This window comes from Micromonospora sp. KC721 (assembly GCF_004348355.1).
GTDB lineage: Bacteria > Actinomycetota > Actinomycetes > Mycobacteriales > Micromonosporaceae > Micromonospora.
In genome coordinates, this window is sequence record NZ_SMJY01000035.1 from 14,850 (window position 1) to 39,083 (window position 24,234).

At 73.1% G+C, this 24,234-nt stretch carries 24 protein-coding genes; 13 read left to right on the forward strand and 11 right to left on the reverse strand.

The features are described 5' to 3' along the window. Positions 1-348: 348 nt before the first annotated feature. The gene (locus tag E1182_RS09265) at positions 349-1,197 is read left to right on the forward strand and encodes a 1,4-dihydroxy-6-naphthoate synthase (protein WP_132262961.1); all 849 of its coding nucleotides are present in this window, start codon (positions 349-351) and stop codon (positions 1,195-1,197) included. Here E1182_RS09265 and E1182_RS09270 read toward each other — a convergent pair. Then, positions 1,158-1,544: a cold-shock protein gene (locus tag E1182_RS09270; protein ID WP_088997128.1), complete on the reverse strand. Its 387-nt coding sequence runs from the start codon at positions 1,542-1,544 to the stop codon at positions 1,158-1,160. The genes E1182_RS09265 and E1182_RS09270 overlap by 40 nt on opposite strands. A 28-nt stretch (positions 1,545-1,572) precedes the next feature. Then, the gene (locus E1182_RS09275) at positions 1,573-2,196 is read right to left on the reverse strand and encodes an HAD family hydrolase (RefSeq protein ID WP_132262963.1); all 624 of its coding nucleotides are present in this window, start codon (positions 2,194-2,196) and stop codon (positions 1,573-1,575) included. Positions 2,197-2,280: 84 nt separating this feature from the next. On the opposite strand from E1182_RS09275, the gene E1182_RS09280 reads away from it, so the two are divergent. Next, positions 2,281-4,746 carry a helicase-associated domain-containing protein gene (locus E1182_RS09280; protein ID WP_132262965.1) on the forward strand — a complete coding sequence of 822 codons (2,466 nt, stop codon included), beginning with the start codon at positions 2,281-2,283 and terminating at the stop codon, positions 4,744-4,746. 4 nt (positions 4,747-4,750) lie between these two features. On the opposite strand, the gene E1182_RS09285 is transcribed toward E1182_RS09280, so the two are convergent. Further along, entirely contained in the window at positions 4,751-4,987 is a 237-nt protein-coding gene (locus E1182_RS09285) for a hypothetical protein (RefSeq protein WP_132262967.1), read from the reverse strand. A gap of 7 nt (positions 4,988-4,994) precedes the next feature. Beyond that, positions 4,995-5,846 (reverse strand): L,D-transpeptidase family protein, encoded by an 852-nt coding sequence (locus tag E1182_RS09290; RefSeq protein ID WP_132262969.1) that lies wholly within the window; start codon positions 5,844-5,846, stop codon positions 4,995-4,997. Positions 5,847-6,022: 176 nt separating this feature from the next. Between E1182_RS09290 and E1182_RS09295 the strand changes: the two genes are divergently transcribed. Continuing rightward, a complete protein-coding gene (locus E1182_RS09295; RefSeq protein ID WP_132262971.1) occupies positions 6,023-7,702 on the forward strand; it encodes a DNA repair helicase XPB in 1,680 nt (559 codons plus the stop codon). 261 nt (positions 7,703-7,963) lie between these two features. On the opposite strand, the gene E1182_RS09300 is transcribed toward E1182_RS09295, so the two are convergent. Then, positions 7,964-8,878, reverse strand: a complete 915-nt coding sequence (locus E1182_RS09300; protein ID WP_132262973.1) for an RNA polymerase sigma-70 factor — start codon at positions 8,876-8,878, stop codon at positions 7,964-7,966. Positions 8,879-9,044: 166 nt separating this feature from the next. Here E1182_RS09300 and E1182_RS09305 point away from each other — a divergent pair, with 166 nt between their 5' ends. Beyond that, positions 9,045-9,530, forward strand: a complete 486-nt coding sequence (locus tag E1182_RS09305; RefSeq protein ID WP_132262976.1) for a carboxymuconolactone decarboxylase family protein — start codon at positions 9,045-9,047, stop codon at positions 9,528-9,530. A gap of 19 nt (positions 9,531-9,549) precedes the next feature. Here E1182_RS09305 and E1182_RS09310 read toward each other — a convergent pair whose 3' ends face one another. After that, positions 9,550-10,269 carry a TIGR03089 family protein gene (locus tag E1182_RS09310; RefSeq protein ID WP_132262978.1) on the reverse strand — a complete coding sequence of 240 codons (720 nt, stop codon included), beginning with the start codon at positions 10,267-10,269 and terminating at the stop codon, positions 9,550-9,552. 162 nt (positions 10,270-10,431) lie between these two features. Between E1182_RS09310 and E1182_RS09315 the strand changes: the two genes are divergently transcribed. Next, positions 10,432-11,541: a hypothetical protein gene (locus tag E1182_RS09315; protein ID WP_132262980.1), complete on the forward strand. Its 1,110-nt coding sequence runs from the start codon at positions 10,432-10,434 to the stop codon at positions 11,539-11,541. A gap of 6 nt (positions 11,542-11,547) precedes the next feature. Here the strand turns inward: E1182_RS09315 and ligD (E1182_RS09320) are convergent, their stop codons facing one another. Together ligD (E1182_RS09320) and ligD (E1182_RS09325) are read right to left on the reverse strand one after the other, a co-directional pair. Then, on the reverse strand, positions 11,548-12,462 hold the full coding sequence (gene ligD / locus E1182_RS09320) for a non-homologous end-joining DNA ligase (protein WP_132262982.1): 915 nt from the start codon (positions 12,460-12,462) through the stop codon (positions 11,548-11,550). Then, complete coding sequence (gene ligD, locus E1182_RS09325; protein WP_132262984.1) at positions 12,452-13,393, reverse strand: non-homologous end-joining DNA ligase; 942 nt, start codon at positions 13,391-13,393, stop codon at positions 12,452-12,454. The genes ligD (E1182_RS09320) and ligD (E1182_RS09325) overlap by 11 nt, the downstream gene beginning before the upstream one ends. A gap of 85 nt (positions 13,394-13,478) precedes the next feature. Between ligD (E1182_RS09325) and E1182_RS09330 the strand changes: the two genes are divergently transcribed. After that, a complete protein-coding gene (locus E1182_RS09330) occupies positions 13,479-14,477 on the forward strand; it encodes a Ku protein (protein ID WP_132262986.1) in 999 nt (332 codons plus the stop codon). Between the two features lie 46 nt (positions 14,478-14,523). On the opposite strand, the gene E1182_RS09335 is transcribed toward E1182_RS09330, so the two are convergent. Then, positions 14,524-14,916 (reverse strand): PPOX class F420-dependent oxidoreductase, encoded by a 393-nt coding sequence (locus tag E1182_RS09335; protein ID WP_132262988.1) that lies wholly within the window; start codon positions 14,914-14,916, stop codon positions 14,524-14,526. Between the two features lie 176 nt (positions 14,917-15,092). Here E1182_RS09335 and E1182_RS09340 point away from each other — a divergent pair, with 176 nt between their 5' ends. From E1182_RS09340 to E1182_RS09370, 7 genes are all read left to right on the forward strand, one after another. After that, entirely contained in the window at positions 15,093-15,734 is a 642-nt protein-coding gene (locus tag E1182_RS09340; protein ID WP_132262990.1) for an FKBP-type peptidyl-prolyl cis-trans isomerase, read from the forward strand. A 141-nt stretch (positions 15,735-15,875) separates the two neighbouring features. Then, a complete protein-coding gene (locus E1182_RS09345; protein WP_132263016.1) occupies positions 15,876-16,700 on the forward strand; it encodes a hypothetical protein in 825 nt (274 codons plus the stop codon). Positions 16,701-16,879: 179 nt separating this feature from the next. Beyond that, the gene (locus E1182_RS09350; protein ID WP_132262992.1) at positions 16,880-17,536 is read left to right on the forward strand and encodes an HAD family phosphatase; all 657 of its coding nucleotides are present in this window, start codon (positions 16,880-16,882) and stop codon (positions 17,534-17,536) included. 403 nt (positions 17,537-17,939) lie between these two features. Next, a complete protein-coding gene (locus tag E1182_RS09355) occupies positions 17,940-18,953 on the forward strand; it encodes an NADPH:quinone reductase (RefSeq protein ID WP_132262995.1) in 1,014 nt (337 codons plus the stop codon). A gap of 315 nt (positions 18,954-19,268) precedes the next feature. Further along, positions 19,269-19,760 carry an NUDIX domain-containing protein gene (locus E1182_RS09360; protein ID WP_132262997.1) on the forward strand — a complete coding sequence of 164 codons (492 nt, stop codon included), beginning with the start codon at positions 19,269-19,271 and terminating at the stop codon, positions 19,758-19,760. A 112-nt stretch (positions 19,761-19,872) separates the two neighbouring features. After that, positions 19,873-21,741, forward strand: coding sequence for a D-glycero-beta-D-manno-heptose 1-phosphate adenylyltransferase (rfaE2, locus tag E1182_RS09365; RefSeq protein ID WP_132263000.1), 1,869 nt, complete (start codon positions 19,873-19,875; stop codon positions 21,739-21,741). Continuing rightward, entirely contained in the window at positions 21,738-22,616 is an 879-nt protein-coding gene (locus E1182_RS09370) for a glycosyltransferase family 2 protein (RefSeq protein ID WP_132263002.1), read from the forward strand. The genes rfaE2 and E1182_RS09370 overlap by 4 nt, the downstream gene beginning before the upstream one ends. Before the next feature lie 9 nt (positions 22,617-22,625). Here the strand turns inward: E1182_RS09370 and E1182_RS09375 are convergent, their stop codons facing one another. Both E1182_RS09375 and E1182_RS09380 read right to left on the reverse strand, forming a co-directional pair. Continuing rightward, on the reverse strand, positions 22,626-23,753 hold the full coding sequence (locus E1182_RS09375; protein WP_132263004.1) for a glycosyltransferase family 9 protein: 1,128 nt from the start codon (positions 23,751-23,753) through the stop codon (positions 22,626-22,628). A 7-nt stretch (positions 23,754-23,760) separates the two neighbouring features. Beyond that, on the reverse strand, positions 23,761-24,234 hold a 474-nt coding region (locus E1182_RS09380; protein WP_132263006.1), incomplete at its 5' end, for an Hsp20/alpha crystallin family protein.

Consider the following 24,234-nt stretch of genomic DNA (forward strand, 5'->3'; position numbering starts at 1 on the left):
TTCCATGGTGGGCTGCGGCCGACACCGTTCCCAAGCCTCTCCTCCCGGCTGTGGAAAACCCTGTGGAAAACAGCCTGGCCTGGGGACAAGGGGGTGGGCAGACAGCCTGCAAAGCTGATTACGTAGGCGAATCGCCCCCGGCCGATCCGGCTGGACAACTCGCCCCCGCCGATCCGGCTGGACGACTCGCCCCCGCCGATCCGGCTGGACGACTCGCCCCCGCCGATCCGGCTGTGCCGTCAGCTTCGCAGCGTGCGACTCGACACCTGGCCCCGCCGGTCAACTCGGCTCCCAGCACACGGGCAGAGGGTGGAAGGGCTGCCGATTGGGCAGCGCTACGGTGGGGTGGTGGCGCTCTCCCTGGCGATCTCGCCCTGCCCCAACGACACGTTCGTCTTCCACGCCCTGGTGCACGGCCGGGTGCCGGGGGCACCGCCGGTCACGGTGACGTACGCGGACGTGGACGTCACCAACACGGCCGCCGAACGCGGGGCGTTCGACCTGGTGAAGGTGAGCTACGCGGCACTGCCCTGGCTGCTGGACGACTACCACCTGCTGCCCTGCGGCGGCGCCCTCGGCCGCGGCTGCGGCCCGCTGGTGCTCACCCGCCCCACGGCCGGCGCGCAGCCCGCCGGCGGCGACCTCAGCGGCGCCACCGTGGCGGTACCCGGCGACCGCACCACCGCGTACCTGCTCTTCCGGCTCTGGTCGGCCGAGCGGCCACCGGCGCGGATCGAGGTGGTGCCGTTCCACGAGATCATGCCGGCCGTGGCCGCCGGACGGTACGACGCCGGGCTGGTCATCCACGAGGCTCGGTTCACCTATCCCCGGCACGGGCTGACCGCCCTGGTCGACCTGGGCGAATGGTGGGAGAGCGACACCGGCCTGCCGATCCCGCTCGGCGCGATCCTCGCCCGCCGGGGCGCCGTCGACCCGGTCGAGGCCGCCGGCTGGATCCGCGAGTCGGTCCGGCAAGCCTGGGCCGACCCCGCGGCGAGCCGTGACTACGTGCTCTCCCACGCGCAGGAGATGGAGCCCGACGTGGTGGACCGGCACATCGGCCTCTACGTCAACGAGTTCACCGCGGACCTGGGAGACGCGGGGTTCGCCGCCGTAAAGGCGCTGCTGGGCCGGGCCGCCGACGCCGGACTGACCCCTCAGACCTCCAGCTCGCGGGCCACCGCGTGGACCAACTGAGCGATCTTCTGCGCGGTTTTCCGGTCGGGGAACCGACCCCGGCGCAGGTCCGGCTGGACCTTCGCCTCCAACACCTTGATCATGTCCTCGACGAGGCCGTGCAGTTCCTCGGCCGGCCGGCGGCGCAGCTCCGCCACCGACGGCGGAGCCTCCAGCAGCTTCACGCCCATCGCCTGGGCACCCCGACGGCTGTCCACCACGCTGAAATCGACCCGCTGCCCGCCCTTGAGGTCGGTGACACCCGCCGGTAGCGCGCCCTTGGGCAGGAACACATCGCCACCTTCGTCGCTGGTGACGAACCCGTATCCCTTGGCCGCGTCATACCACTTCACTCGACCCGTCGGCACCTGAGAACCTCTGCTTCACTCGTGACGTCTACTGCTCCAAGGCTAGCCCGATGATCCGGTCCAGCGCCGCCGGGAATCCGGTGAGATCATCCAACACCAGCCGCGCCCCGGCGTCCCGCAGCTCGTCGCGGTCACACGGGCCGGTGGCCACCCCGATTCCCGGCACCCCGGCCGCCTCCGCGGCCACCATGTCCGCCACATGGTCGCCGACGTACAGCGTCGCGCCGTGCGCGCGCAGCGCGGTCGCCTTCTCCTCGGCGAAGAGGTCCCCGGCCAGTTCGTCCACGGTCAGCCCGAGGTGGTCCAGGTGCAACCGGGCCAGTCGGCCGAGCTTCGAGGTCACCACCATCACCCGCCCACCGCGGGCGTGCACCGCGTCCACCGCCTCCCGGGCGCCCGGCAACAGCACCGACGGGGTGATCGCGTACGCGGGGTAGAGCTCGCGGAAGATGTCCACGGCCTCGTCGACCCGTTCGCGCGGGAACCAGTGCGCGATCTCGGTGCGCAGCGGCGGGCCGAGCCGGGACACCACCAGCGCGGCGTCCACGGGCACCCCGGTCTTCGCGGTCAACGCCCGGTAGCAGTCGGCGATGCCGGGACGCGAGTCGATCAAAGTCATGTCGAGGTCGAAACCGACCATCAGCGCAGCCACCCCGAGAAGGTACCCGCCCGAGGGCGATCCAGCGCGACGTCCGAGGGGCGGGAGGGGCCTCCAGCGGGCTAGCGTGGAACGACGATGACCACCTCACTCGCCGACCACCTGCGGGCCCTGCCGGACGAGTCGCTGGCCGCACTGCTGCAACTGCGGCCCGACCTTGTCGTACCGGTACCGGCCGACGTCACCGCGCTCGCCGTCCGGGCCGAGTCCCGGGTCTCCGTGGCCCGCGCGCTGGACGGACTGGACCAGTTCACCCTCCAGATCCTCGACGCCGCCCGGCTCACCCGGCGCCCCGAGGACGGCACCAGCTCCACCGACGCGGTGCTGGCGCTCGCCACCGCCGGGCCGCACCCGCCCGCGCCGACCAGCGTCCGCAGTGCGCTGGACCGGCTGCGCGCGCTGTTTCTGCTGTACGGCCCCGAGTCCGCGCTGCGCGTGGCGGGCGGTGTGGACGAGGTGGCTCCGTACCCGGCGGGGCTGGGGCGACCGGCGGCGGAGCTGGACCCGCGGGCGGCGGCGCTCTGCGCGGACGCCGCGAAGCTGCGGCGGACCCTGCTCGCCGCTCCCCCGTCGGCCCGGGCGGTCCTCGACCGGCTCGCCGCCGGCCCACCGGTGGGCAGCGTGCCACCCGGCGCCCTCCAGGCCCCGGCGGTCGGCGCGGAGGACGAGCTGCCCCCGGACCCCACCAACGGCGGGGCACCGACCGGTTCGCCGGTGCGCTGGCTGGTCGACGCGCGGCTGCTGGTCCGGGTCTCCACCGGCACCGTGGAGCTGCCCCGCGAGGTGGGACTGCTGCTGCGGCGCGACAGCGGTCCGCTCGGCCCGCTGCGCACCAGCCCGCCGCCGGTGGCCGGCACGCTCCGCGAGCCGAAGCTCGCCGACTCCGCCGGGGCCGGGCAAACCATGGAGCTGGTACGCCACACCGAGGCGCTGCTGGAGAGCCTCGCCGCCGAGCCGGCGCCGGTGCTTCGCTCGGGTGGCGTCGGGGTCCGCGACCTGCGCCGGCTGGCCCGGGTGACCGGGCTGGACGAGGCGGCCACCGCGCTGGTCCTGGAGGTCGCGTACGCGGCCGGGCTGATCGGCGAGACGGACCTGCCCGGGGCGACCACCACCCGGTACGGCGCCGACCAGCAGGTGCTGCCGACCGGCGGGTACGAGGTGTGGCGGGCGGTGTCCCTGGCCCACCGGTGGGAACAGTTGGCCCGGGCCTGGCTCACCATGAGTCGCCAGGTGGGGCTGGTCGGCCAGCGCGACGACCGGGACCGCCCGATCAGCGTGCTCTCCGCCGAGGCGGAACGAGCCGGGGCACCGGCCGCCCGCCGGGCCGTGCTCGAAGTGCTCGCCGACCTGGCGCCGGCCACCGCTCCCAGCCCCGACGAGGTGCTGGCGCTGCTCGACTGGCGTGCGCCCCGACGCAGCCGGGGACGGGAAGCCGCCCACCGGGAGGTGCTGACCGAGGCGGCCCAGCTCGGCGTGACCGGGCTCGGCGCGCTGACCTCGTACGGGCGGCTGCTGCTGGCCGAGGTCACCGAGGCTGACGGACGGGGCGGCGGCGACCCGCTGGGCCTGCGCTCCGACGCCGAGAGCGGGGAGCCGTCGAGCGCGGTGCGCGCGTTGGACGCCCTGCTGCCCGCCCCGGTCGACCACTTCCTGGTGCAGGCCGACCTGTCCGTGGTGGTGCCCGGCCCGCCGGACCCGATGCTCGCCGCCGAACTGGACGTGGTGGCCGAGCACGAGTCGGCCGGCGGCGCGAGCGTCCACCGGGTCACCACCGCCAGCGTCCGGCGGGCTCTGGACGCCGGCTACACCACCGAGGACCTGCACGCGCTGTTCCGCCGCCGGTCGCGTACTCCCGTGCCGCAGGGGTTGACGTACCTGGTGGACGACGTGGCACGCAGACACGGCGGACTGCGGGTCGGGTCGGCCGGCGGGTACGTGCGCAGCGACGACGAGGCACTGCTCGCCGAGGTGCTGGCCGACCGGCGGCTGGAGCCGCTGGGGTTCCGCCGGCTCGCGCCCACGGTGCTGGTCACCCCGTACCAGGTACAGCGGATGCTGCTCGCGCTCCGCGACGCCGGGTACGCCCCGGTGCCGGAGGACGCCACCGGGGCGGCGGTGCTGGCCCGGCCGAAGATTCGGCGGGCGCCCGCCCGGGCGGCGACCGGCCACAGTGTCGACCCGCTGGCGGCCCCGAAGCCGGCGATGCCCCGGCTGCTCGGGGTGGTGGAGCAGATTCGACGCGGCGACGCGGCGGCGCGGGCGGCCCGGCGGGCCCCGGCGGTGGTACGCGGCGGCGCGGCGCGGGCGGCGGCCGGGCCGATGCCGGCGCACAGTCACAGCGACGCGTTGGCGGTGCTCCAGCAGGCACTCCGGGACAAGGCGCTGGTCTGGGTCGGGTACGTCGACGCGCACGGGGCGACCGCGTCGCGGCTGGTCCGGCCGGTGTCGATCGGGGCCGGCTACCTGCGGGCCGAGGACGAGCGGACGGAGATGCTGCACACCTTCGCGCTGCACCGGATCACGGCGGCGGTGCGGGAGGGTTGACCGATCAACGGCGGTCGCGGCGGACGGTGCCGACCACGGAGACGATGAGCAGCAGGGCGAAGGCGGCGCCGGCGGTCTCCCCGACGGAGGCGACGAAACCCTGCCGCTGCACCAGCCATCCGAACAGGAACCAGCCGAAGAGGGCGAGCGCGGCCACGAGGTAGCCGAGCAGGGTCGCGGTGGAGACCTCGTCGGTAAGGTGCCGTGCCTCGTTGACGGTTGGCTCCTGGTCGACACTCATGGCAGCCCTAGGTGCCCGGGCGGCGGCCGAAGAGCACCACCCGGGAACCGACCGAGCCGAGCTGCCACCAGCGGACCGCGTCGGCGGGCAGCAGGTTGACGCAGCCGTGCGACCCGATCCCGCCGTCGTGCAGGTAGGTGGTGGTTTCGTGGAAGCCGATCCCGCCGTTGAAGCGCTGCCAGTACGGCAGCCACACCTCGTACGGGTCGGACCACTCCTTCAGGTTGCGGAAGTTGATCCGGTACGTGCCGGCCGGGGTGGCGTAGCCGGCCATACCGGTGCGGGTGACGGTCGGGCCGGCCACCACTGTGCTGCCCTTCATCACCCAGGTGGTCTGCCGGCTCAGGTCGATGCAGAAGGTGACACCGGAGCCGGCGTCGCAACGTTTGGTGTCGGTGGTGGCCAGCCGCTTCGCCACGTCGTAGGTGAGCGGGCCGGCGCGGCCGGCGGCCGGGCGGATGTCGTACCGCTGCTGGAACTTCTTGATCGCGGCGCAGTCGGGATCCGACTGCCGGCCGTCGACGGTGACCGGGCCGAAGCCACCGAGGCGGGCGAGGTACCCCTCGACCTCGCGCTGGTGCTCACCCTGCGCGCAGCGGGTCTTGTTGGCCGGTTTGGGGGTGACCCGCCGGTTGTCCGACGGCACGGGCGGTGTCCTGCGCGACGATGCGGGCCGGGCCCGCTGGTCGGACGGGGAGACGTCGTTCACCCCCGTTACCTGTTCCGCCCTGCCGACCGGGGCGAGCCCCCCTCCGGTGCCACCCGGGTCGGCCGGCGGATCGAACGCGCACCCACCCGCGCCGACCAGCGTGACCACAGCCAAGGCGACCGCCCGGATGGTGAGACCTTTGTGTGTCATCTGACCCTCCCGGCGTCGGCCGTCCCATTGCTAGACGTGCGGCAGACGGGAAACGTTGCGTCCTTCCGGCAATTTTCTGTGCGCTCCTGAACTCGTGCAACACTGGATGGTCGGCCTGCGGCGCGAATGGTGCCCAAAAAGGCGGCCGACACCCCGGTCGAGGAGAGGACGCTGGCGTGAGCGGTGGACCACTGATCGTGCAGTCGGACAAGACCCTGCTGCTGGAGATCGACCACCCCGACGCCCGGGCCTGCCGGATGGCGATCGCCCCGTTCGCCGAGTTGGAACGCTCGCCGGAGCACGTGCACACCTACCGGCTCACCCCGTTGGGGCTGTGGAACGCCCGCGCCGCCGGCCACGACGCGGAGGCCGTGGTCGACGCCCTGATCAAGTACTCCCGCTACCCGGTGCCGCACGCGCTGCTGGTGGACGTGGCCGAGACGATGGACCGGTACGGCCGGCTCCAGCTCGCCAACGATCCGGCGTACGGTCTCGTGCTGCGCGCCCTGGACCGGCTGGTGCTGATCGAGGTCGCCAAGAGCAAGAAACTCGCCGGGATGCTCGGCGCGAAGATCGACGACGACACGATCGCGGTTCACCCGTCGGAACGGGGCCGGCTCAAGCAGGCGCTGCTCAAGCTCGGCTGGCCGGCGGAGGACCTGGCCGGCTACGTCGACGGCGAGGCGCACCCGATCGAGCTGGCCGAATCCGGCAAGGACGGCGGGAAGCCGTTCACGCTGCGGTCGTACCAGCGGGAGGCGGTGGAGGCGTTCTGGGCCGGCGGCTCGGGCGTGGTGGTGCTGCCCTGCGGCGCAGGCAAGACCCTGGTCGGGGCGGCGGCGATGGCCGAGGCGAAGGCGACCACGCTGATCCTGGTCACCAACACCGTCGCCGGCCGGCAGTGGAAGCGGGAGCTGATCGCCCGCACCTCGCTCACCGAGGACGAGATCGGCGAGTACTCGGGCGAGCGCAAGGAGATCCGCCCGGTCACCATCGCCACGTACCAGGTGCTCACCTCGCGGCGCGGCGGCGCGTTCACCCACCTGGACCTGTTCTCCGCGCGCGACTGGGGTCTGGTCGTCTACGACGAGGTGCACCTGCTGCCCGCGCCGATCTTCCGGTTCACCGCGGACCTCCAGGCCCGCCGCCGGCTGGGGCTGACGGCGACGCTGGTACGCGAGGACGGCCGGGAGGGCGACGTGTTCAGCCTGATCGGCCCGAAGCGGTACGACGCGCCGTGGAAGGACATCGAGCAGCAGGGCTGGATCGCCCCGGCCGAGTGCACCGAGGTACGGGTGACGCTGACCGACGCGGAGCGGATGTCGTACGCGACGGCGGAGGCCGAGGAGCGCTACCGGATGGCGGCGACCGCCCGGACGAAGCTGCCGGTGGTCCGCGCGCTGGTGCAGCGGCACGCCCACGAGCAGGTACTGGTCATCGGCGGCTACATCGACCAGCTGCACCAGCTCGGGGAATACCTGGACGCGCCGATCGTGCAGGGATCGACGACGAACAAGGAGCGCGAGCGGCTCTTCGACGCATTCCGGTCGGGCTCGTTGCGGACCCTGGTCATCTCGAAGGTCGGAAACTTCTCGATCGACCTGCCGGAGGCGGCGGTGGCGATCCAGGTGTCCGGGACGTTCGGGTCACGGCAGGAGGAGGCGCAGCGACTCGGGCGGGTGCTGCGACCGAAGGCGGACGGCCGGCAGGCGCACTTCTACACCGTCGTCTCCCGGGACACCATCGACACCGAGTACGCGGCGCACCGGCAGCGCTTCCTGGCCGAGCAGGGGTACGCGTACACCATCGTCGACGCCGACGACGTGCTCGGCCCGTCCCTCCCGTCGCTCGACTGACGCCTCCTTGATCGACACGGTGAGTCTCTGCGGGGCAGGGCGGCCACCGGCTCCTCACGTCGCTACCAAGTTGATGACGTAAAGAGGTCAGCCAGTACGCGCGACGGGCGTCGAGTGCTGCCAGCGGAGCACACCTCGGCGTGCGCGCCGCTTGCGCCCTGGCTCCGGCGGCGGTGAATCATTGACGTCATCAGCTTCGTAGTCGCGCAGATGCAGGCGGACGGTCGAACTGCCACGTGCCCCGAGGTGGGATGACGGGGCTCAACGGCTCAGGAGCGTCTCCCATTGCATGTGGGACAGCTTCTCGGGGTTACGGATGGCGTAGATGCCGCTGATCAGGCCGTCGTCGATGCGCAGGGCCAGCACGGTGTCCAGTTCGCCGTCGAACTGGACCACCAGCGCCGGATGGCCGTTGACCTGCGCCGGCCGCAGCGAGGTGATGCCGGCGACCTTGCCCCACCCGCCGATCACCAGCCGGGCCACCTTGTCGACCCCGACGATGGGCCGCAGGACGGCCTGCTTGACGCCACCACCGTCGCCGAGCAGGACCGCGTCCGGCGCGAGGATGTCGAGCAGGCTCTGAAGGTCGCCGGTCTCGACGGCCCGCTGGAACGCGTCGAGGGCGTACCGGGCCTCGGTGGGTGAGACGACCTGGCGGGGGCGGCGGGCCGCGACGTGCGCGCGGGCCCGGTAAGCGATCTGACGGACCGCGTCGGGACTCTTGTCGACGGCTTCGGCGATCTCGTCGTACCCGAGGTCGAACACCTCGCGGAGCACGAAAACCGCGCGTTCGGTCGGCGCGAGGGTCTCCAGCACCAGCAGCATCGCCATGGAGACGCTGTCGGCCAGCGCGACGTCCTCGGCGACGTCGGGCGCGGTGAGCAGCGGCTCGGGCAGCCAGAAACCGACATAGGACTCCTTGCGGCGACCCAGCGTCCGCAGCCGGATGAGCGCCTGGCGGGTGGTGATCCGGACCAGGTAGGCGCGCTGGTCCCGGACCGTGGCGAGGTCCACGCCCGCCCACCGCAGCCAGGTCTCCTGGAGTACGTCCTCCGCGTCGGCGGCCGAGCCGAGCATCTCGTACGCCACGGTGAAGAGCAGGTTGCGGTGGGCTAGGAACCCTTTGGTGGCCCGGTCCGGGCGGCCCTCGGCTGCGGTCTGCGGCGTGCCCGCCATGGGTGACTCCTGTTCGCTCTCGACTGCGTCACCCACCAGATGCCGACCCGCGCCGCCCTGTGACGCCCCTGGCATGTGGCCGCTGTCACCTGGTCGTGCCGTCACAGGGACTCGGCCGCCGGCATCTCGTGTTCGTCCCCTACCGAACAGAGCAAAGGACGGCACCATGGACGCCCGATTCAACATGTTCGACAACGAGATCGCCATGAGGTTCTTCAAGCGGTTCGCCAACGCCGGTCAGGTGATCCAGCAGTCGTCGCTGCCGAGGTCGACGCAGGAGCTGGTGTCGCTCCGGGCCAGCCAGATCAACGGCTGCGGCTGGTGCATCGACATGCACACCAAGGAGGCCGCCGCCGGCGGGGAGAGCGCGGTACGGCTCAACCTGGTCGCCGCCTGGCGCGAGTCCACCGTCTTCACCGAGGCGGAGCAGGCCGCGCTGGCGCTCGCCGAGGAGGGCACCCGGCTCGCCGACGCCAGCCCGGGCGTCTCCGACGAGACCTGGGCCCAGGTGCGCAAGCACTACGACAACGACCAGATCGCCGCCCTGGTCTGCCTCGTCGCACTGATCAACGCGGCGAACCGGATCGCCGTGATCGTGCACCAGAAGGGCGGCTCCTACCAGCCGGGCATGTTCGCCGCCGCGCTCGACTGAGCCCGCGATCCGGCCCGTGTCACAGGACCCGGGTGATCCCCTCGGCGGCGAGGTGGGCGTCCAGGCGGGACCGGTCGAGGCGGGCACCGACCACCACGGAAGCACCGGCGGCGAGCGGGGCGAGCAGCCACTTCAGTGGCTGCTCGTGCTCGGCCGCGTCGATGAGCAGCCGGTCCCCGGCCCGCAGGTCGAGCTGCTGGGCGACCTCCCCCGCGAGCCGCCGCCACGCGCCGTAGCTGGTGCCGTCCGCAGTGGCCGGGTCGCCCGGTTGGACGGCGGTGTAGTCGGGCGGGTTGGCCGGGTGCCGAAGCACCTCCACGGACCAGTCCAGCCAGCCGACCGGCACGTCGGTCAGCGCCCCGGGCTCGGTGCCGACCAGGTACCGGTGCACCCCCTCGGGCACGTCCTCCAGCCAGTCGTCGAGCCGCTCCGGGGTGACGAACACCGCGTCGTACGGCCGGTCGCCGCCCGGTTCCAGGACCGGCAGCCCGGCCGTCGCCCGGGGGCGGAACGACACCGCCATCCCGACCGACCAGGCACCGAGCAGCACCGCGGCGGTACGCCAGTGCGGTGGCAGCAGCACCGCGACCCGGCTGCTCGGGGCCAGCCCGCAGCCGTCCCGTAGCAGCCCGGCGCAGCGGGACGCCCACTCGCCGAGCTGGCCACCTGTCAGGTCGACCCGTTCCCCGGTCGCGTCGTCGAGGTAGGTCAGCAGCGACCGGTCGACCTGGGCCGACATAGGCACAGGCGCAGGCAGGTGGACACTCACGGCCACAACCCTAGACGCCGACGGTGTTGACAGGCGTTGGCAGACTCGCGGCGCAAGGCCGCAGGCTCGTCCCGCCGGCCGACGATGCCGACACGTCCGACGGAGGCCGCCATGCGACCAGGAACGCGCCGAGTGGGATCCGCCCTGACCGCCCTGCTGCTTGCCATCACGCTGGTCGGGGCGTCGCCCGCCCGGGCCGAGCCGCTGCCCGAGATCGACCCGACGGTCACCGCCACCGTCTGGGCGCACGCCCCGACCACCGCCGAGTACCGTCCGAGCTGGGGTTACACCGCCACCAACACCGACGGTGGGGTGCTGGTGCGGCGCACCGGCACCGGGGCGTACACGGTGGTGCTGGAGGACGCGCCGGCCCGGGGCGGCGTCGCGCACGTCGTGGCGTACGGCGGCGGGCCGGTGCACTGCACGATCGCCGGCTGGTACCGCAGCCTGGTCGCCCCGGACCTGCTGATCCAGGTGCGCTGCTTCGCGGCGACCGGCGCGCCGGTGGACAGCCGTTTCGTGGCGACCTTCACCAACCGTCGGCAGATCCACCAGGGCCGGCTGGCCTGGTTCGTCACCGACCAGGCGGCGCCGACCGGGTTGCGCACCCTGCCGGCCGGCTACGGGTACGACTCCACGGGTGGGGAGATCCGGTACGAGCGCCTGGAGACGGGCCGCTACCAGTTCCGGATGAACCCGAACCCGGAACCGCCCGGGACCGCGTACTTCCCGCTGACCCACGTCACCGCGCTCGGCACCACCGCGGTCAACTGCCAGATCTCCTGGCCCGACCACTGGCAGGTCCGCTGCGCCAACGCGGCCGGCACCCCGGTCGACGCCCGTTTCGCGGTCACCTACGGGACCCGGGTGGACCTGCTCGGCCACTCGGCCGGCCCGCGCTTCGCCAGCGGCACCCTCTACGGCGAGGACGTACGCGACGGGGTGATCAGCGGCGACGCGTACAACTCGACGCTGGGCGACTACGGCGGAGCCCGGCGTACGTTGCTCGGCACCGGCCGCTACCAGATGACGTTCCGGAACACCGGGGCCAGTTACGGCACCGCCTTCGTCAACGCGCACGCCCCGCACTTCGACAGCCAGCCGATCCGGGGGCACTGCGTGTTGGCGAGCTGGGGTCGTTCCGGGGCGGACACGGTCGTCGAGGTGAACTGCTACGCCTGGCGAGGCGTGCCGGCCAACCTGAACGCGCGCATCTCGTACACCACGTGGCCGTACGCCTGAGGGGCCTCAGCGGGCGGGCAGTTCAGGACCGCCGTCGAGCAGGGGTGCCAGCAGGTCCCCCTGCTTCTCCACCCGTCTGAGCACCTCCGTCGCGGTGTAGGGGCGGGTCGCCGGCCGCTTGCCCGCCGCGCCGGCCTCGACCTCGTCCCAGGTCAGCGGGGTCGACACGGACGGCACCGACTGGGCGCGCAGCGAGTACGGGGCGACGGTGGTCTTCGCCGCGTTGTTCTGACTCCAGTCGATGAAGACCTTTCCGGGGCGCAGGTTCTTGGCCATCTTCGACACGACCAGCTTCGGGTGCGCCCGCTCCAGCTCCTGGGCGATCCGCTTGGCGTAGTCGGAAACAAGCTCGGAGGACTGCGTCCCGGCGATGGGGCAGCAGAGCTGCATGCCCTTCTTCCCGGACGTCTTCGGATAGCAGACCACCCCGTCGAGCGCGAGCCGGTCGCGCATCAGCAGCGCCACCTGGCAGCACTGCCTCAGGGCGGCGGGCGCCCCGGGGTCGAGGTCGACGACCATCATGTCCGGATGCTCGCCGATCTTCCACTGCGGCGTGTGCAGTTCCAGCGCGGCGAGGTTGGCCAGCCAGACCAGGGTGGGCAGGTCGTCGGCGACGACGTAGTCGATGGTCTCCCGTCCCTTGCTCGACCCGGGGGCCGGCAGCGTCTCGGTGCGTACCCAGTCGGGGGTCGCGGCCGGGGCGTTCTTCTCGAAAAACGAGCCGCCGGTGACGCCGTTGGGGAAGCGGATGCGGGTCAACGCCCGGTCGGCCAGGTGCGGCAGGAGCACCGGCGCGATCCGGGTGTAGTAGTCGATCACCTCGCCCTTGGTGAACCCCGCCTCGGGATAGAGGACCTTGTCCAGGTTGGACAGGTCCAGGGCATGTCCCTCGACTTCGACCTTCAGCCGCTCACCCGGCATCCTCCACCTCCTCCGGCGGCTTGTCGGGCCGCAGCCGCAGCACCCGGGGGAACCGCAGCCGGCCGTCCGGCGTGCGCTGGCCGTACTTGACCTCCACCACCACCCGAGGGGTTACCCAGATCGCCCCTCGGGCATCCTCGCGCGGCACGTCCCCGGCGAACGGCGACCCGCCGGTACGCAGCGGTTCCAGCTCCCGGAGCAGCTCGCGCTCGATCGCCGCGCCGATTCCCCCGCCGACCCGGCCCCGGTAGGTGAGCCGGCCCTCCGGACGGGGCACCCCGACCAGCAGGCCACCGATCTTCCGCGCGCCGGGACGCCAGCCGCCGACCACGAAGTCGCCGGTGACCTCCAGCTTCACCTTCACCCAGTCCGGCGAGCGCACCCCCGGCCGGTAGACCGAGTCGACCCGTTTGGCCATCACCCCCTCCAGGCCGTGCTCGCCCGCCGCCGCGTAGGTGGCGGCGCCGTCGGCGAACGAGGGCGGCACCGCCCACCGCGCCGCGCCCAGGCCCAGGCCGTCGAGGGCCGCCCGCCGCCGCTGGTACGGCCATCCGGTGAGGTCCTCGCCGCGCAGCCGCAGCAGGTCGAAGATCATGTACGTGACCGGGACGGTCGCCGCCAGCCGGGCCGCCTTGGCCCGGTCCCGCACGTGCATCCGTTCGGCCAGTGCGGTGAACGAGGGCTGCCCGGCGGCGTTGAAGAGCACCACCTCGCCGTCGAGCAGCGCGTCGTCGACCTGCTCGGCCAGCGGGATCAGCTCGGGGTACGCCGTGGTGATCTCCACGCCGCTGCGCGCGTACAGGTGCTGCCGGTCGCCGGTGACGTCGGCGAGGGCGCGGACCCCGTCCCACTTGAACTCGTACGCCCAGCCGGCACCGACCGGGAGCTGCCCGGTCATCGCGAGCATCGGCTTGAGCGGCGCGCCGGGCACGTCCTGAACTCTAGTTGCGCACGGAAGCGCGTGCGTGCGCTTCGATCGTTTGGGATCCTGGTCAGACCGGGGAGAGGAGTACGGCATGCGCGCCATCTGGAAGGGGGCGGTGTCCTTCGGGCTGGTCTCCATCGGGGTGAAGCTCTACTCGGCCACCGAGGAGAAGGACATCCGGTTCCACCAGGTGCACCGGTCCGACGGCGGGCGGATCCGCTACAAACGCACCTGTTCGGTGTGCGGCGAGGAGGTCACCTACGACGACATCGCCAAGGGCTACGACCTGGGCGGCGGCGAGATGGTGATCCTCACCGACGAGGACTTCGCCGAGCTGCCGCTGAGCACGTCGCACGCGATCGACGTGCTGGAGTTCGTGCCGGCGGAGCAGGTCGACCCGATCCTCTACAACAAGGCGTACTTCCTGGAGCCGGAGGGCGCGGCGACCAAACCGTACGTGCTGCTGCGCGACGCGCTCGCCGACTCGGAGCGGGTGGCGATCGTCAAGGTGGCGATCCGCCAGCGGGAGCAGCTGGCCACCCTGCGGGTACGCGAGGGCGTGCTGCTGCTCAACACGATGCTCTGGCCGGACGAGGTGCGGACCCCCGACTTCGGTTTCCTCGACGAGGACCTGAAGGTTCGCCCGCCGGAGCTGGCGATGGCCGCCTCGCTGATCGACTCGATGGCCGGGGAGTTCGATCCGGACGCCTTCACCGACGACTACCGGGCCGCCCTGCAGGAGGTCATCGACGCCAAGGTCGAGGGGCGTGAGGTGGTGCAGCCGGAGGAGGAAGAGGCCGCGCCGGCCGCCGCGGTGGACCTGATGGCGGCGTTGAAGGCATCGGTGGAGCGGGCCCGGGCCGCCCGGGGCGAGGCACCGGCGGGTGGCGCGGGCGAGCCGACCCCGATCTCGGCGGCCCGTTCGGCGAAGAAGGCGGCTCCGGAGAAGAAGACCGCCGAGAAGAAGGCGACCAAGAAGGCGGCCCCGGCGAAGAAGACCGCCGCCAAGAAGACCGCGGAGAAGAAAGCGGCCAAGGCTCCGGCGAAGAAGGCCGCGGCGAAGAAGGCCGCTCCCCGCAAGACCGCCTGACGGTGCCGGGCAGATTCGTCCCGGCACCGTCAGGCGGCTCGGGCCGTCAGCCCCGGCCGAGCTTTCCGGTCGGGGTGATCCGGACGATCACCCGCTCCTCACCCGGCTGCCGGAACGGGTAGGTGTCCTGCCCGAGGTACTTCTTCGCCATCCGGTCGATGTGCTCGTCCGCGCCCTCGGTGACGAACTCGGCGGTGCCCTTCACCCACAGGGTCCGGAAGTCGTTCGCCTTGTCCACCACCGACACCGCCACCACCGGGTTGCGCTGGATGTTGACGTACTTCTGCCGCCCCTTGGCGGTGTTGAACACGATGTGCTCGCCGTCGGTGTCCACCCAGACCGGGGTGACGTGCGGGGTGCCGTCTGCCTCGATGGTCGCCACGTGGGCCAGTTGCGGCTCGGAGAGCAGGGCCAGGTCTTCGTCGGTGAGGATCGCCATGGTCGAAATCTACCGCTGCCGGGTCCGCCGGCTGGGACGAGACCGGACGGTGCGGGACGGCCGGTGGCGTACCGGGCGGGCGACAGCGCACCGACGGCATCGATCCGGGTACCGTGTGCGCTGGCCACGGCACCGGGTCGCCGGGGCGGTCACCCAACCAGCAGGGAGTCGAGGACGTGAGCGAGCGTACGGAGAACCCGTCGACGGGCCAGGGGCCGGAGACGAAGGCGCAACGGCGGCTGGCCGCCCAGTTGGCCGCGCAGAAGGCCGCCGAGGCGAAGAAGCGCCGGCAGGCGTGGCTCGGCGCGCTCGCTGGTGTCGCCGTCATCGCGGTGATCGTCGGGGTGTTCGTGGTGACCCGCAGCGGCCAGGAGCAGGAGCCGAAACCGGCCGCCGCGCCGACCGGCTGCCCGGGTGGCTTCCCCACCCTGCCGCAGGGCGCCGACCAGGCACTCTGCACCAAGCCGCAGGTCAGCAAGGGCGAGGGCGAGCTGACCGGGCTGAAGGCCGCGCCGCTGATCCGTGGCACCGGCCCGGCCGCCCAGGCGGGCCAGCAGATCACCGTCAACTACGTCGGCGTCTCGTACCGCACCGGCGACGAGTTCGACGCGTCCTGGAAGCGGTCCGAGCCGTTCTCCTTCGTCCTCGGCCAGGGCAACGTCATCCCCGGTTGGGACCAGGGCATGCAGGGCCAGACCGTGGGCAGCCGGGTGCAGCTGGACATCCCGGCCGAGATGGCGTACGGAGAGAAGCCGCAGCGGCCCGGCGCCCCCGCCGGACCGCTGCGGTTCGTGGTGGACATCCTCGCCGTGCAGTAGGCCACACCGGCCTTCCCGGTCGTCCGGTACGGGCAGTAGGTTCGGGGTCACCGTGGGCGGTTCGCTGCCACGGTGACCCCTCACCATGTGGAGGTGCACGTGCCGGCACTGGGCGACGATCCGGGGCGGACCGCCCGGGTGATGTGGACGCTGTTCGAACCCGTGCACGCCGTCACCTACTTCCACCCCCGGGCCCGCGCGGCGTACGAGGCGGTCGGCTTGCGCGGCTACTGGCGGGGCTACTTCGCGGGCCGGGCCGCGCCGCTCGGGCCCGTCGACGCCGCCCCGGTGGTCGCGGTGTTCTTCACCTTCGCCCCGTCCATGGTGAGCCGGGCGCTGCCTGCCGTCTGGCAGCTGGCCACCCCGCAGGAGGCGCTGCGGGCCCGACTGACCGGGGCCGTGCAGGCCCTGGCCGAGCTGCTGTACGAGCTGCCGGAGAGGCACCTGGCCGAGGCCGCCGAGCTGTTGGAGGCGGCGGCGGGTTCGCTGGACACGGCCGGCCGGATGCTCGGCGCGGCCAACGCGGCCCTGCCCGGGGGCGAATACCCGCTGGCCCGGCTCTGGCAGGCCGCCACCACGCTGCGCGAGGCGCGGGGTGACGGGCACATCGCCGCCCTGGTCGCTGCCGGGCTCGACCCGGTGGAGGCGCTGGCCTGGCGGGTCGCGGTCGACCAGCCACCACAGAACCTGCTCGGCCGGGGCTGGTCGGAGGAGCAGTGGCAGGCGGCCCGGGGCCGGCTGGCCGCGCGCGGCTGGCTGGACGCGGACGGCCAGCCGACCGCCGTTGGTCGGGCCGGCTTCCAGGCGATCGAGGAGGCCACCGATCAGGCGGCCGCACGCCCCTGGCTGGCGCTCGGCCCGGACCGCACCGCCCGCCTCCGGGAGCTCCTCGACCCGCTGGCCCGGTCCTGCTACCGGATCCTCCCCGACAACAACCCGATCGGTCTGCCCGCCCCGCAGCCCTGACCACCCCGGCGCGGTCCGAGCCGCAGTGGCGCCAAGTGCGGCACCCTGCCCTGTCTCGACGCCGCGACACCCCAGATGCCGCAGCCGGCGAGGCTGGTGGCGGCGCGCGCCGCACGGCAGCGCGGGTCGGGCGGTGGGTGAAGGGTGAGGGATGGCCCCGGATCGGAGAGGATGGACGGGTGACGGTGGATGCGGTGATCTTCGACCTGGACGGCGTGATCGTGGACTCGGAGCCGGTCTGGGAGGAGGTGCGGCGGGCGTACGTGGCCACGCACGGTGGCACCTGGCAGCCGGACACCCAGCGCCGGCTGATGGGGATGAGCACCGGCGAGTGGGCCGGCTACCTCAGCGGCGAGTTGGGCGTCGACCGCACCTCGGCGCAGGTCGCCACCGAGGTGGTCGAGGAGATGACCCGACGGTACGCGCGGCGGGTACCGCTGATCGACGACGCCGACACGGTGGTGCGCCGGATGGCCGGGCGGTGGCCGCTGGGGCTGGCCAGTTCCTCGCCCACCCGGCTGATCGCGGCGGCGCTGGCCGCCACCGGCCTGGCCGACGCCTTCCGGGTCACCCTCTCCACCGAGGAGACCGCGCGGGGCAAGCCCGCGCCGGACGTCTGGCTCGCCGTCGCCGAACGGCTCGGCGTCGACCCGGCCCGCTGCGTCGCGATCGAGGACTCCTCCAACGGGGTACGCTCCGCGGCCGCCGCCGGCATGCGGGTGGTGGCGGTGCCGCACGGGGCGTACCCGCTGGACCCGGACGCGGCGGCGCTGGCCGCCGTGACGTTGGCCTCGGTGGACGCCCTCACGCCGGAGGTCGTGGAGCGACTCGGCTGATCCTGGCGGGCGTCGCGGGTCGTCGGCGCGGGGCGCCCCGCGAAAGCTTGCCGACCGGGCACGCCGAGATCAGGCACGCCAGGAGACCGGGCACGCCGGTTTGACCGGGCACCCGTATCGGCCTCCCCCGTCAGATGCGCCGGCTGCGGCTGGAGCACGGCAGGAAGGGCCGTCCGGGCTCGTCCGCCGTCGGGCGTGGTGAGGCTGGTTCCGGATCGTCCACTGGGTGGTCGTTCCCCGTTGCCTGCGCGCCGGACGGCCTCGGCGCCACCAGTACCGGTATGTCCCGCATGATCACTCCCCTGTCGGCGACTACCGGGTTATACGGTTCGCGCAGCGAGCCGGATCGGAATGATCCCGTCCAGTCCGGGTAGGGCTTCGATCCGAGCTTGAGGAGACGGTGATGAAGGCGATCGTGTACGAACGCGCCGGTGACCCCTCCGTGCTTGAGCTGGTCGACCGGCCGGTGCCGGAGCCGGGAGCGGGTGAGGTGCTGGTTCGACTCGCCGTTTCCGGGGTGAATCCGACCGACTGGAAGGGGCGGCGGCAGTGGCCGCCGCCGGCCGGCTGGCAGACCCCTGGCCAGGACGGCGCGGGCGTGGTCGAGGCGGTCGGCGCGGGCGTCGACCAGGAGTTGGTCGGCGAGCGGGTGTGGGTCTGGGAGGCCGCGTGGCAGCGCCCGTGGGGCACCGCGGCGGAGTACACGGTGGTGCCGGTCCGGCAGGCGGTGCCGCTCGGCGGTGCCTCCTTCGACCTGGGCGCCTGCCTGGGCATCCCCTTCCTGACCGCGCACCGCTGCCTGACGGCCGGCGAGTACATGCCGGGCAAGCTGCACCCGGGTGCGCTCAGCGACCATGTGGTGCTGGTGCAGGGCGGCGCGGGCGCGGTCGGCAACGCGGCCGTCCAACTCGCCGCCTGGGCGGACGCGTGCGTGGTCGCCACGGTGAGCAGCCCGGAGAAGGGCCAACTGGCCGCGGCGGCCGGGGCGTCGTTCGTGGTGAACTACCGGGAGCAGGATGTGGTCCGGGAGGTCCGCAAGATCGCGCCCGACGGGGTGCACACGATCGTCGAGGTGTCCGCCGCCCGTAACGCCGCGGCGGACGTCGCGCTGTTGCGGGCCGGCGGCGCGGTCTGTGTGTACGCCGACGACGGCGGGGACGAGGTGACCCTGCCGATCCGGCCGCTGATGGTGGCCAACACCCGCTGGCAGTTCGTCCTCGTCTACACCGCGCCGCGGGCGGCCAAGGCGCAGGCGCTGACCGACGTGACGGCGGCGGTCGCCCAGGGTGGCGTACGGGTGGGCGCGGAGGCCGGGCTGCCACTGCACCGGTTCCCGCTGGCCGAGACCGCAGCGGCGCACCAGGCGGTGGAAGACTCGGTGGTGGGAAAGGTCCTGATCAGCACCGCCGAAGAGTAGTTCGTGAGGGTGTTTCATGGATTGTCCGGACAGCACCGACGCGACTTCGGGAGAATGACGGTGCGGGTCGCCCCGCACAGGAAGGCGGCCCCGGCGCGGTGCGAACGCCGGGGCCGCCCCTGGGGAGGGATGCCTCAGGAGTAGGGTCCCCCACCCAATCGGCGACGAATCGCCGAAAACCGTTACGGGCCTGGCACCTTTCGGACGTCCAGGCCGATGCCGGCTTCCCTGGCATCAAAGTTAGTGTCGCCGGTCACATGTTGGGAACCCCCGAAACTCACCGAGCGGGCGGATCCGCCTGCGTAAATTGTCGGGGTGAGCATCTCCTGGGCCGACTCGTACGTGGGACAGTTGCGCGCCCTGGCCGGTGACCGGACGCTGATGTTCGTCGGCGCCCGTGCCGTGGTACGCGACAACGCCGGTCGGGTACTGCTGATCCAACGCTCGGACAACGGCCACTGGGCGCTGCCGGCGGGCGCGATGGAACTGGGCGAGTCGATCGCCGACTGCGCGGTGCGCGAGGTCCGCGAGGAGACCGGCCTGCGGGCGCTGCGGGTCAGCGCCTTCGCCCTGTACACCGGCCCGGACCGCACCCACACCAACATGTACGGCCACACGTACCAGGTCTTCACCACGGCGTTTCGGGTCGAGGACTGGGACGGCGAACTCGCCCGGGTGACCGACGAGACCATCGACGCCGCCTTCTTCCCCCGCGACGCGTTCCCCTCGCCGCTGTCCGCCTCGGTCCCGGAGACCCTGGCCGACCTGGACGTCTTCGAGCAGACCAACCGCCTGATCCTGAAGTGACCCCCGCCCCGCCACCACCCTCCGGTGACCATGAGGTCTCACCGCCACCAACTCCATGATCAACCGGGCCGGGACGGGTTTGGTCGGCGGGCCTGGGGGGAGTCGGCAGAGCATGGCAGGAGCAGCAGCGGAACAGCGCCGGCTCGCCACCGTCGTGGAGAGCTGGCTGGGGCGTCCCGTCCTGGTCGTCGGCGACGCCATGCTCGACGAGTGGCGTTTCGCCGAGTCCGACCGACTCTGCCGCGAGGCGCCCGCCCCGGTCCTCACCCTGCGCCGGCGCATCTCCGCCGCCGGCGGTGCGGCCAACACGGCGGTCAACGTCGCGACCCTCGGCGGCCGGGCGCTGCTGGTCGCCCCGGTCGGTGCCGACGTGGCCGGCGACGAACTGCACGACTGCCTGGATCGCGCGGGCGTCTGGGACCGTACGGTCAGCCAGCAGCACCGGCCCACGCCGGTGAAACGGCGGATGCTGGCCGGCAACCAGATCCTGCTCCGCGAGGACTCCGGCGACCCCGAGGACCCGCTCGACGCCGACGGGGTGGGGTGCCTGCTCACCGCACTGGACTGCGCCACCGAGGAGCTGAAGGCCGCCGCCGGCACGGCACCCACCCTGGTGGTGTGCGACTACGGCCTGGGCGCGCTGCCCGCACCGGTACGCGCCTGGCTGGTCGCCAACCGCGACCGCTACCCCACGGTGGCGTTGGACGCCCACGACCTGGCCGACTGGCGCGGTCTCGCCCCGACCGTGGTGACCCCGAGCTTCGCCGAGGCCGCCCGGCTACTGGCCCGCGCCGCGGCCGGTTTCGGCGCCATGCCCGTACCCACCCGTGCCGCCGCCTCCGAACTGCACCTCGACCATCCGCCCGCCGACCCGTCCGACGGGCCGTCGGAACTCGTCGTCGGGGCCGCACCAGGTGGCGCGGGCGAACGCCCGCTGAGCACCGACCCGCCCGGCTTCGGCCACCCCCCGACCGGATCGACCGGGTCGACCCCGCGTACGGGACGGGTCGCGTTGAGCGCGGACGGTCGCAGCGTCACCGGCGCCGGCGTCACCGTCGGCGAGGGCGTCGACCGGGCGGTGCTCGCCGAGTCCCGCCTGGCCGAGCTGCGCGAGCACACCGGCGCGGACGTGGTGGCGGTGACCCTGGACACCGAGGGGGCGGTGGTCGCCGGCGCGGACGGCGAGCCCCGCCGCAGCCACAGCGTCCCGGTGCCGGCCAGCCACGCGGTCGGTGCGGGCGACGCCTACCTGGCCGCGATGACGCTGGCCCTGGCGGCCGACGCGCCGCTGGCCACCGCCGCCCAGCTGGCGCAGCTTGCCGCCACCATCACCGTGTCGGACACCGGCACCTGCGTGTGCCGCCGCGACGACCTGCTCGCCGCCCTCGGCACGACCCCGGGCGGGGCCGCCCACCCCCCGCTGGTCGGCCGGGACGAGCTGGACGCGATCGTCGCCGACCACCGGCGGGCCGGCCGGTCCATCGTGTTCACCAACGGCTGCTTCGACGTGCTGCATCCCGGCCACGTGCGGTACCTGGAGCAGGCCCGCACGCTGGGTGACCTACTGGTGGTGGCGGTGAACTCGGACAGCAGCGTCCGCCGGCTCAAGGGCCCGGACCGGCCGGTCAACCCGGTGGAGGACCGCACCGCCCTGCTCGCCGCGCTGTCCTGCGTGGACCACGTGGTGATCTTCGAGGAGGACTCGCCGGCCGCCCTCATCGAGACCGTCCGGCCCGACGTGTACGTCAAGGGCGGCGACTATCCGCCCGAGATGGTGCCGGAGGCCCCGCTGGTACGCCGGCTCGGCGGCCAGGTCCGCACCCTCGGGTACGTGCCGGACCGGTCCACCTCCGCCATCATCGACCGGATCCGTGCCCAGGGGAACGCGTCGCCGCAGCCCGACCAAGCCGGGAACGGTGGACCGCCGTCGGTGGGCGCGACCGGCACCACCACAGCGCACCGTATGGGCAGGACCGCGTGAACCGACCGCTCGACCCCGGCTCGGCCGAGGAGTTCCGTCGACCCCGCGAACTCGACGTGCTGGTACCGACCCGCAACCGTCCCGCCGAACTGGCGGTCACCCTCTCCGGGCTGGCCGCCCAGGAGGGGGTCGACGGGTTCGGTGTGGTGATCAGCGACCAGTCCGACGGCGAACCGGCGTACGCGCACCCGGCGGCGGCCACCCTGGTCCGGGTGTTGCGCCACCGCGGGCACCCGGTACTGCTGACCCGTCGGCTGCCCCGGCGCGGGTTGGCCGAGCACCGGGCGTACCTGCTGGACCGTTCCGTGGCCCGGTACGTGCTCTGCCTCGACGACGACGTCTGGCTGGAACCGGGCACCCTGCACCGGCTGGTCACCGCGATCGGCGAGCTGCGCTGCGGTTTCGTCGGTAACGCGGTGCACGGCTTGTCGTACGTCGACGACGTGCGCCCGGAAACCCACGAGCACTACGAGGAGTGGGACGGGCCGGTCGTACCGGAGCGGATCCGCCCGGGCACCCGGCAGTGGCACCGGGCGTCGATCCACCCGGCGGCGAACCTGCTGCACGTGACGCGGAAGCTGGACCTGCCGCCCGGGGCCTGGCGGGCGTACAAGGTCTCCTGGGTCGGCGGCTGCGTGCTGTACGACCGGGCGGCGTTGGTCGACTGCGGCGGCTTCGACTTCTGGCGGCGGGTGCAGGAGAAACACCAGGGGGAGGACGTCGCCGCGCAACTCGCGGTGATGGCGCGCCACGGCGGCGCGGGGGTCCTGCCCAGCGGCGCGTACCACCTGGAGTCACCGACCACCGTCACCGAACGCGACGTGGAGGCGTGGGAGGTGGTGCTCGCCGACTCCGACACCCCCCAGCCGGCCTGAAGGGGACCGTCAGGCGTCCAGGGTGCCCGGCTCCGGGTGCAGCAACTCGGCGGCGGCCTCCAGCACCTCCACCACCGGCACGTCCGCGACGAACGAGTCCCGGTGCGGGCAGTCGCCGTCGCCCGGGCGGTGCGGGTAGATCCCCGGGGTGCAGTCGACCCCGCAGACCGGGCAGTGCGTCGTCCAGGAGGCGATCGGCCGGTGTCGGGCGCGCAGCGGCGTCGCTCCGTTGATCAGGTTGCCGAGCCAGTACACGCCGACGGTGGCGGTGCCGACCGCGCCGGCCAGGTGCAGCGGCCCGGTGTCGTTGGAGACGACCAGCGCACAGCCCTGGTACGCGGCGGCCAGCCCGCCGAGGCCGAGCGTGCCGACCTGCGGACGGACCGGCACGCCGGCCGCCGTGACGACCGCGTCCACCAGGTCCTGCTCGGCGGGAGTGCCGGTGACCAGCACCTCGTACCCGTCGTCGTGCAGTGCGCGGGCGACCTCGCCGAAGCGGTCGGCGGGCCAGCGGCGGCGGCTGTCGGTGGCCCCCGGGTGCAGCGCGACGCGCGGCCGGTCCGGCTCGCCGAGCACGTGGCGCGCCTCGGCGCGGTCGGCGTCGGTGACGGCCAGCGCGGGGATGATCGTGACGGCGGGCGCGCCGACCAGGGCGGCGACCTCCAGGTAACGGATCACCTCGTGCTGGTAGTAGACGTACCGGATCCAGCGGTCCAACGGCGGCGCGCCGTCGGCGCGCAGGCCGGCGGTGACCCGGGCACCGAGCCGGCTGACGACCGGGTTGGAGTTGGCGCCGCCGCCGTGCACCTGCAACGCCAGGTCGAAGCCCTCCTTCGCCGTGGCGGTCAGGAAGTCGTCCATGGCGGCCGATTCCTCGTCCGGGTCCGGGTCGCGGATGCCGGGCGCCGGCGGGATCACCAGCACCCGGTCCACCGGGCCGGGCCGGTCTCGCCAGAGCTTCGCGTGCCACGGCGCGCCGAGCAGCACGATCTCCGCCTCCGGGTACGCGGCCCGCAGCGACTCCAACGCGGGCAGCAGGAAGATGAAGTCGCCGAGGGCGTTGGCACGCAGCACCGCGATCCGGGAGACGTCGGGTACGCGCTCGCCCACCGGGCCGAGCAGTGACGGGGTACCCACGCGACCCCTACGGCCGTTCGATGGCGGTGTCCGGGTGGTGCAGTTCCCGGTCCGCGGCGGGATCGGTCACGGTGGGCGTACCCCCGGCGGCGGGACCACCGCGCTGGCCGGCGTGGCCGACGATGATGGTGCGCGGCGCGGGCCGCTTGGCCCGGGGCAGATGGACCCGCAACAGGCCGTGGTCCATCACCGCGTCGATGGCGTCGGGGTCCACCCGCGACGGCAGGTCGACCCGGTATTCGAAGCCTCGGGTCTCGAACCCGCCGGGAATGCCGTGGTCGGCGTTGACCTCGGCCTCGGACCGGGCCCGGACGCACAGCTCCCGGTCGTCCAGTTCGACGGCGACCTCCTCGGGCGCCACCCCGGGCAGCCGCACCACCACCTCCCAACCGTCGGTGGTCTCCGCCAGCTCGACGTCCGGGGAGGTGCCCCGGCCGCCGACCAGGCGGCTCAGCTCGGAGCGCAGCGACTGGAGTTCTCC

What these genes read in the sequence shown, in the direction of transcription:
- E1182_RS09280 (WP_132262965.1), top strand. Translation starts at nt 2,281, where the DNA reads ATGACCACCTCACTCGCCGACCACCTGCGGGCCCTGCCGGACGAGTCG.
- E1182_RS09285 (WP_132262967.1), bottom strand. Translation starts at nt 4,987, where the DNA reads ATGAGTGTCGACCAGGAGCCAACCGTCAACGAGGCACGGCACCTTACC.
- E1182_RS09290 (WP_132262969.1), bottom strand. Translation starts at nt 5,846, where the DNA reads ATGACACACAAAGGTCTCACCATCCGGGCGGTCGCCTTGGCTGTGGTC.
- E1182_RS09300 (WP_132262973.1), bottom strand. Translation starts at nt 8,878, where the DNA reads ATGGCGGGCACGCCGCAGACCGCAGCCGAGGGCCGCCCGGACCGGGCC.
- E1182_RS09305 (WP_132262976.1), top strand. Translation starts at nt 9,045, where the DNA reads ATGGACGCCCGATTCAACATGTTCGACAACGAGATCGCCATGAGGTTC.
- E1182_RS09310 (WP_132262978.1), bottom strand. Translation starts at nt 10,269, where the DNA reads ATGTCGGCCCAGGTCGACCGGTCGCTGCTGACCTACCTCGACGACGCG.
- ligD (WP_132262982.1), bottom strand. Translation starts at nt 12,462, where the DNA reads ATGCCGGGTGAGCGGCTGAAGGTCGAAGTCGAGGGACATGCCCTGGAC.
- E1182_RS09330 (WP_132262986.1), top strand. Translation starts at nt 13,479, where the DNA reads ATGCGCGCCATCTGGAAGGGGGCGGTGTCCTTCGGGCTGGTCTCCATC.
- E1182_RS09335 (WP_132262988.1), bottom strand. Translation starts at nt 14,916, where the DNA reads ATGGCGATCCTCACCGACGAAGACCTGGCCCTGCTCTCCGAGCCGCAA.
- E1182_RS09345 (WP_132263016.1), top strand. Translation starts at nt 15,876, where the DNA reads ATGTGGACGCTGTTCGAACCCGTGCACGCCGTCACCTACTTCCACCCC.
- E1182_RS09355 (WP_132262995.1), top strand. Translation starts at nt 17,940, where the DNA reads ATGAAGGCGATCGTGTACGAACGCGCCGGTGACCCCTCCGTGCTTGAG.
- rfaE2 (WP_132263000.1), top strand. Translation starts at nt 19,873, where the DNA reads ATGGCAGGAGCAGCAGCGGAACAGCGCCGGCTCGCCACCGTCGTGGAG.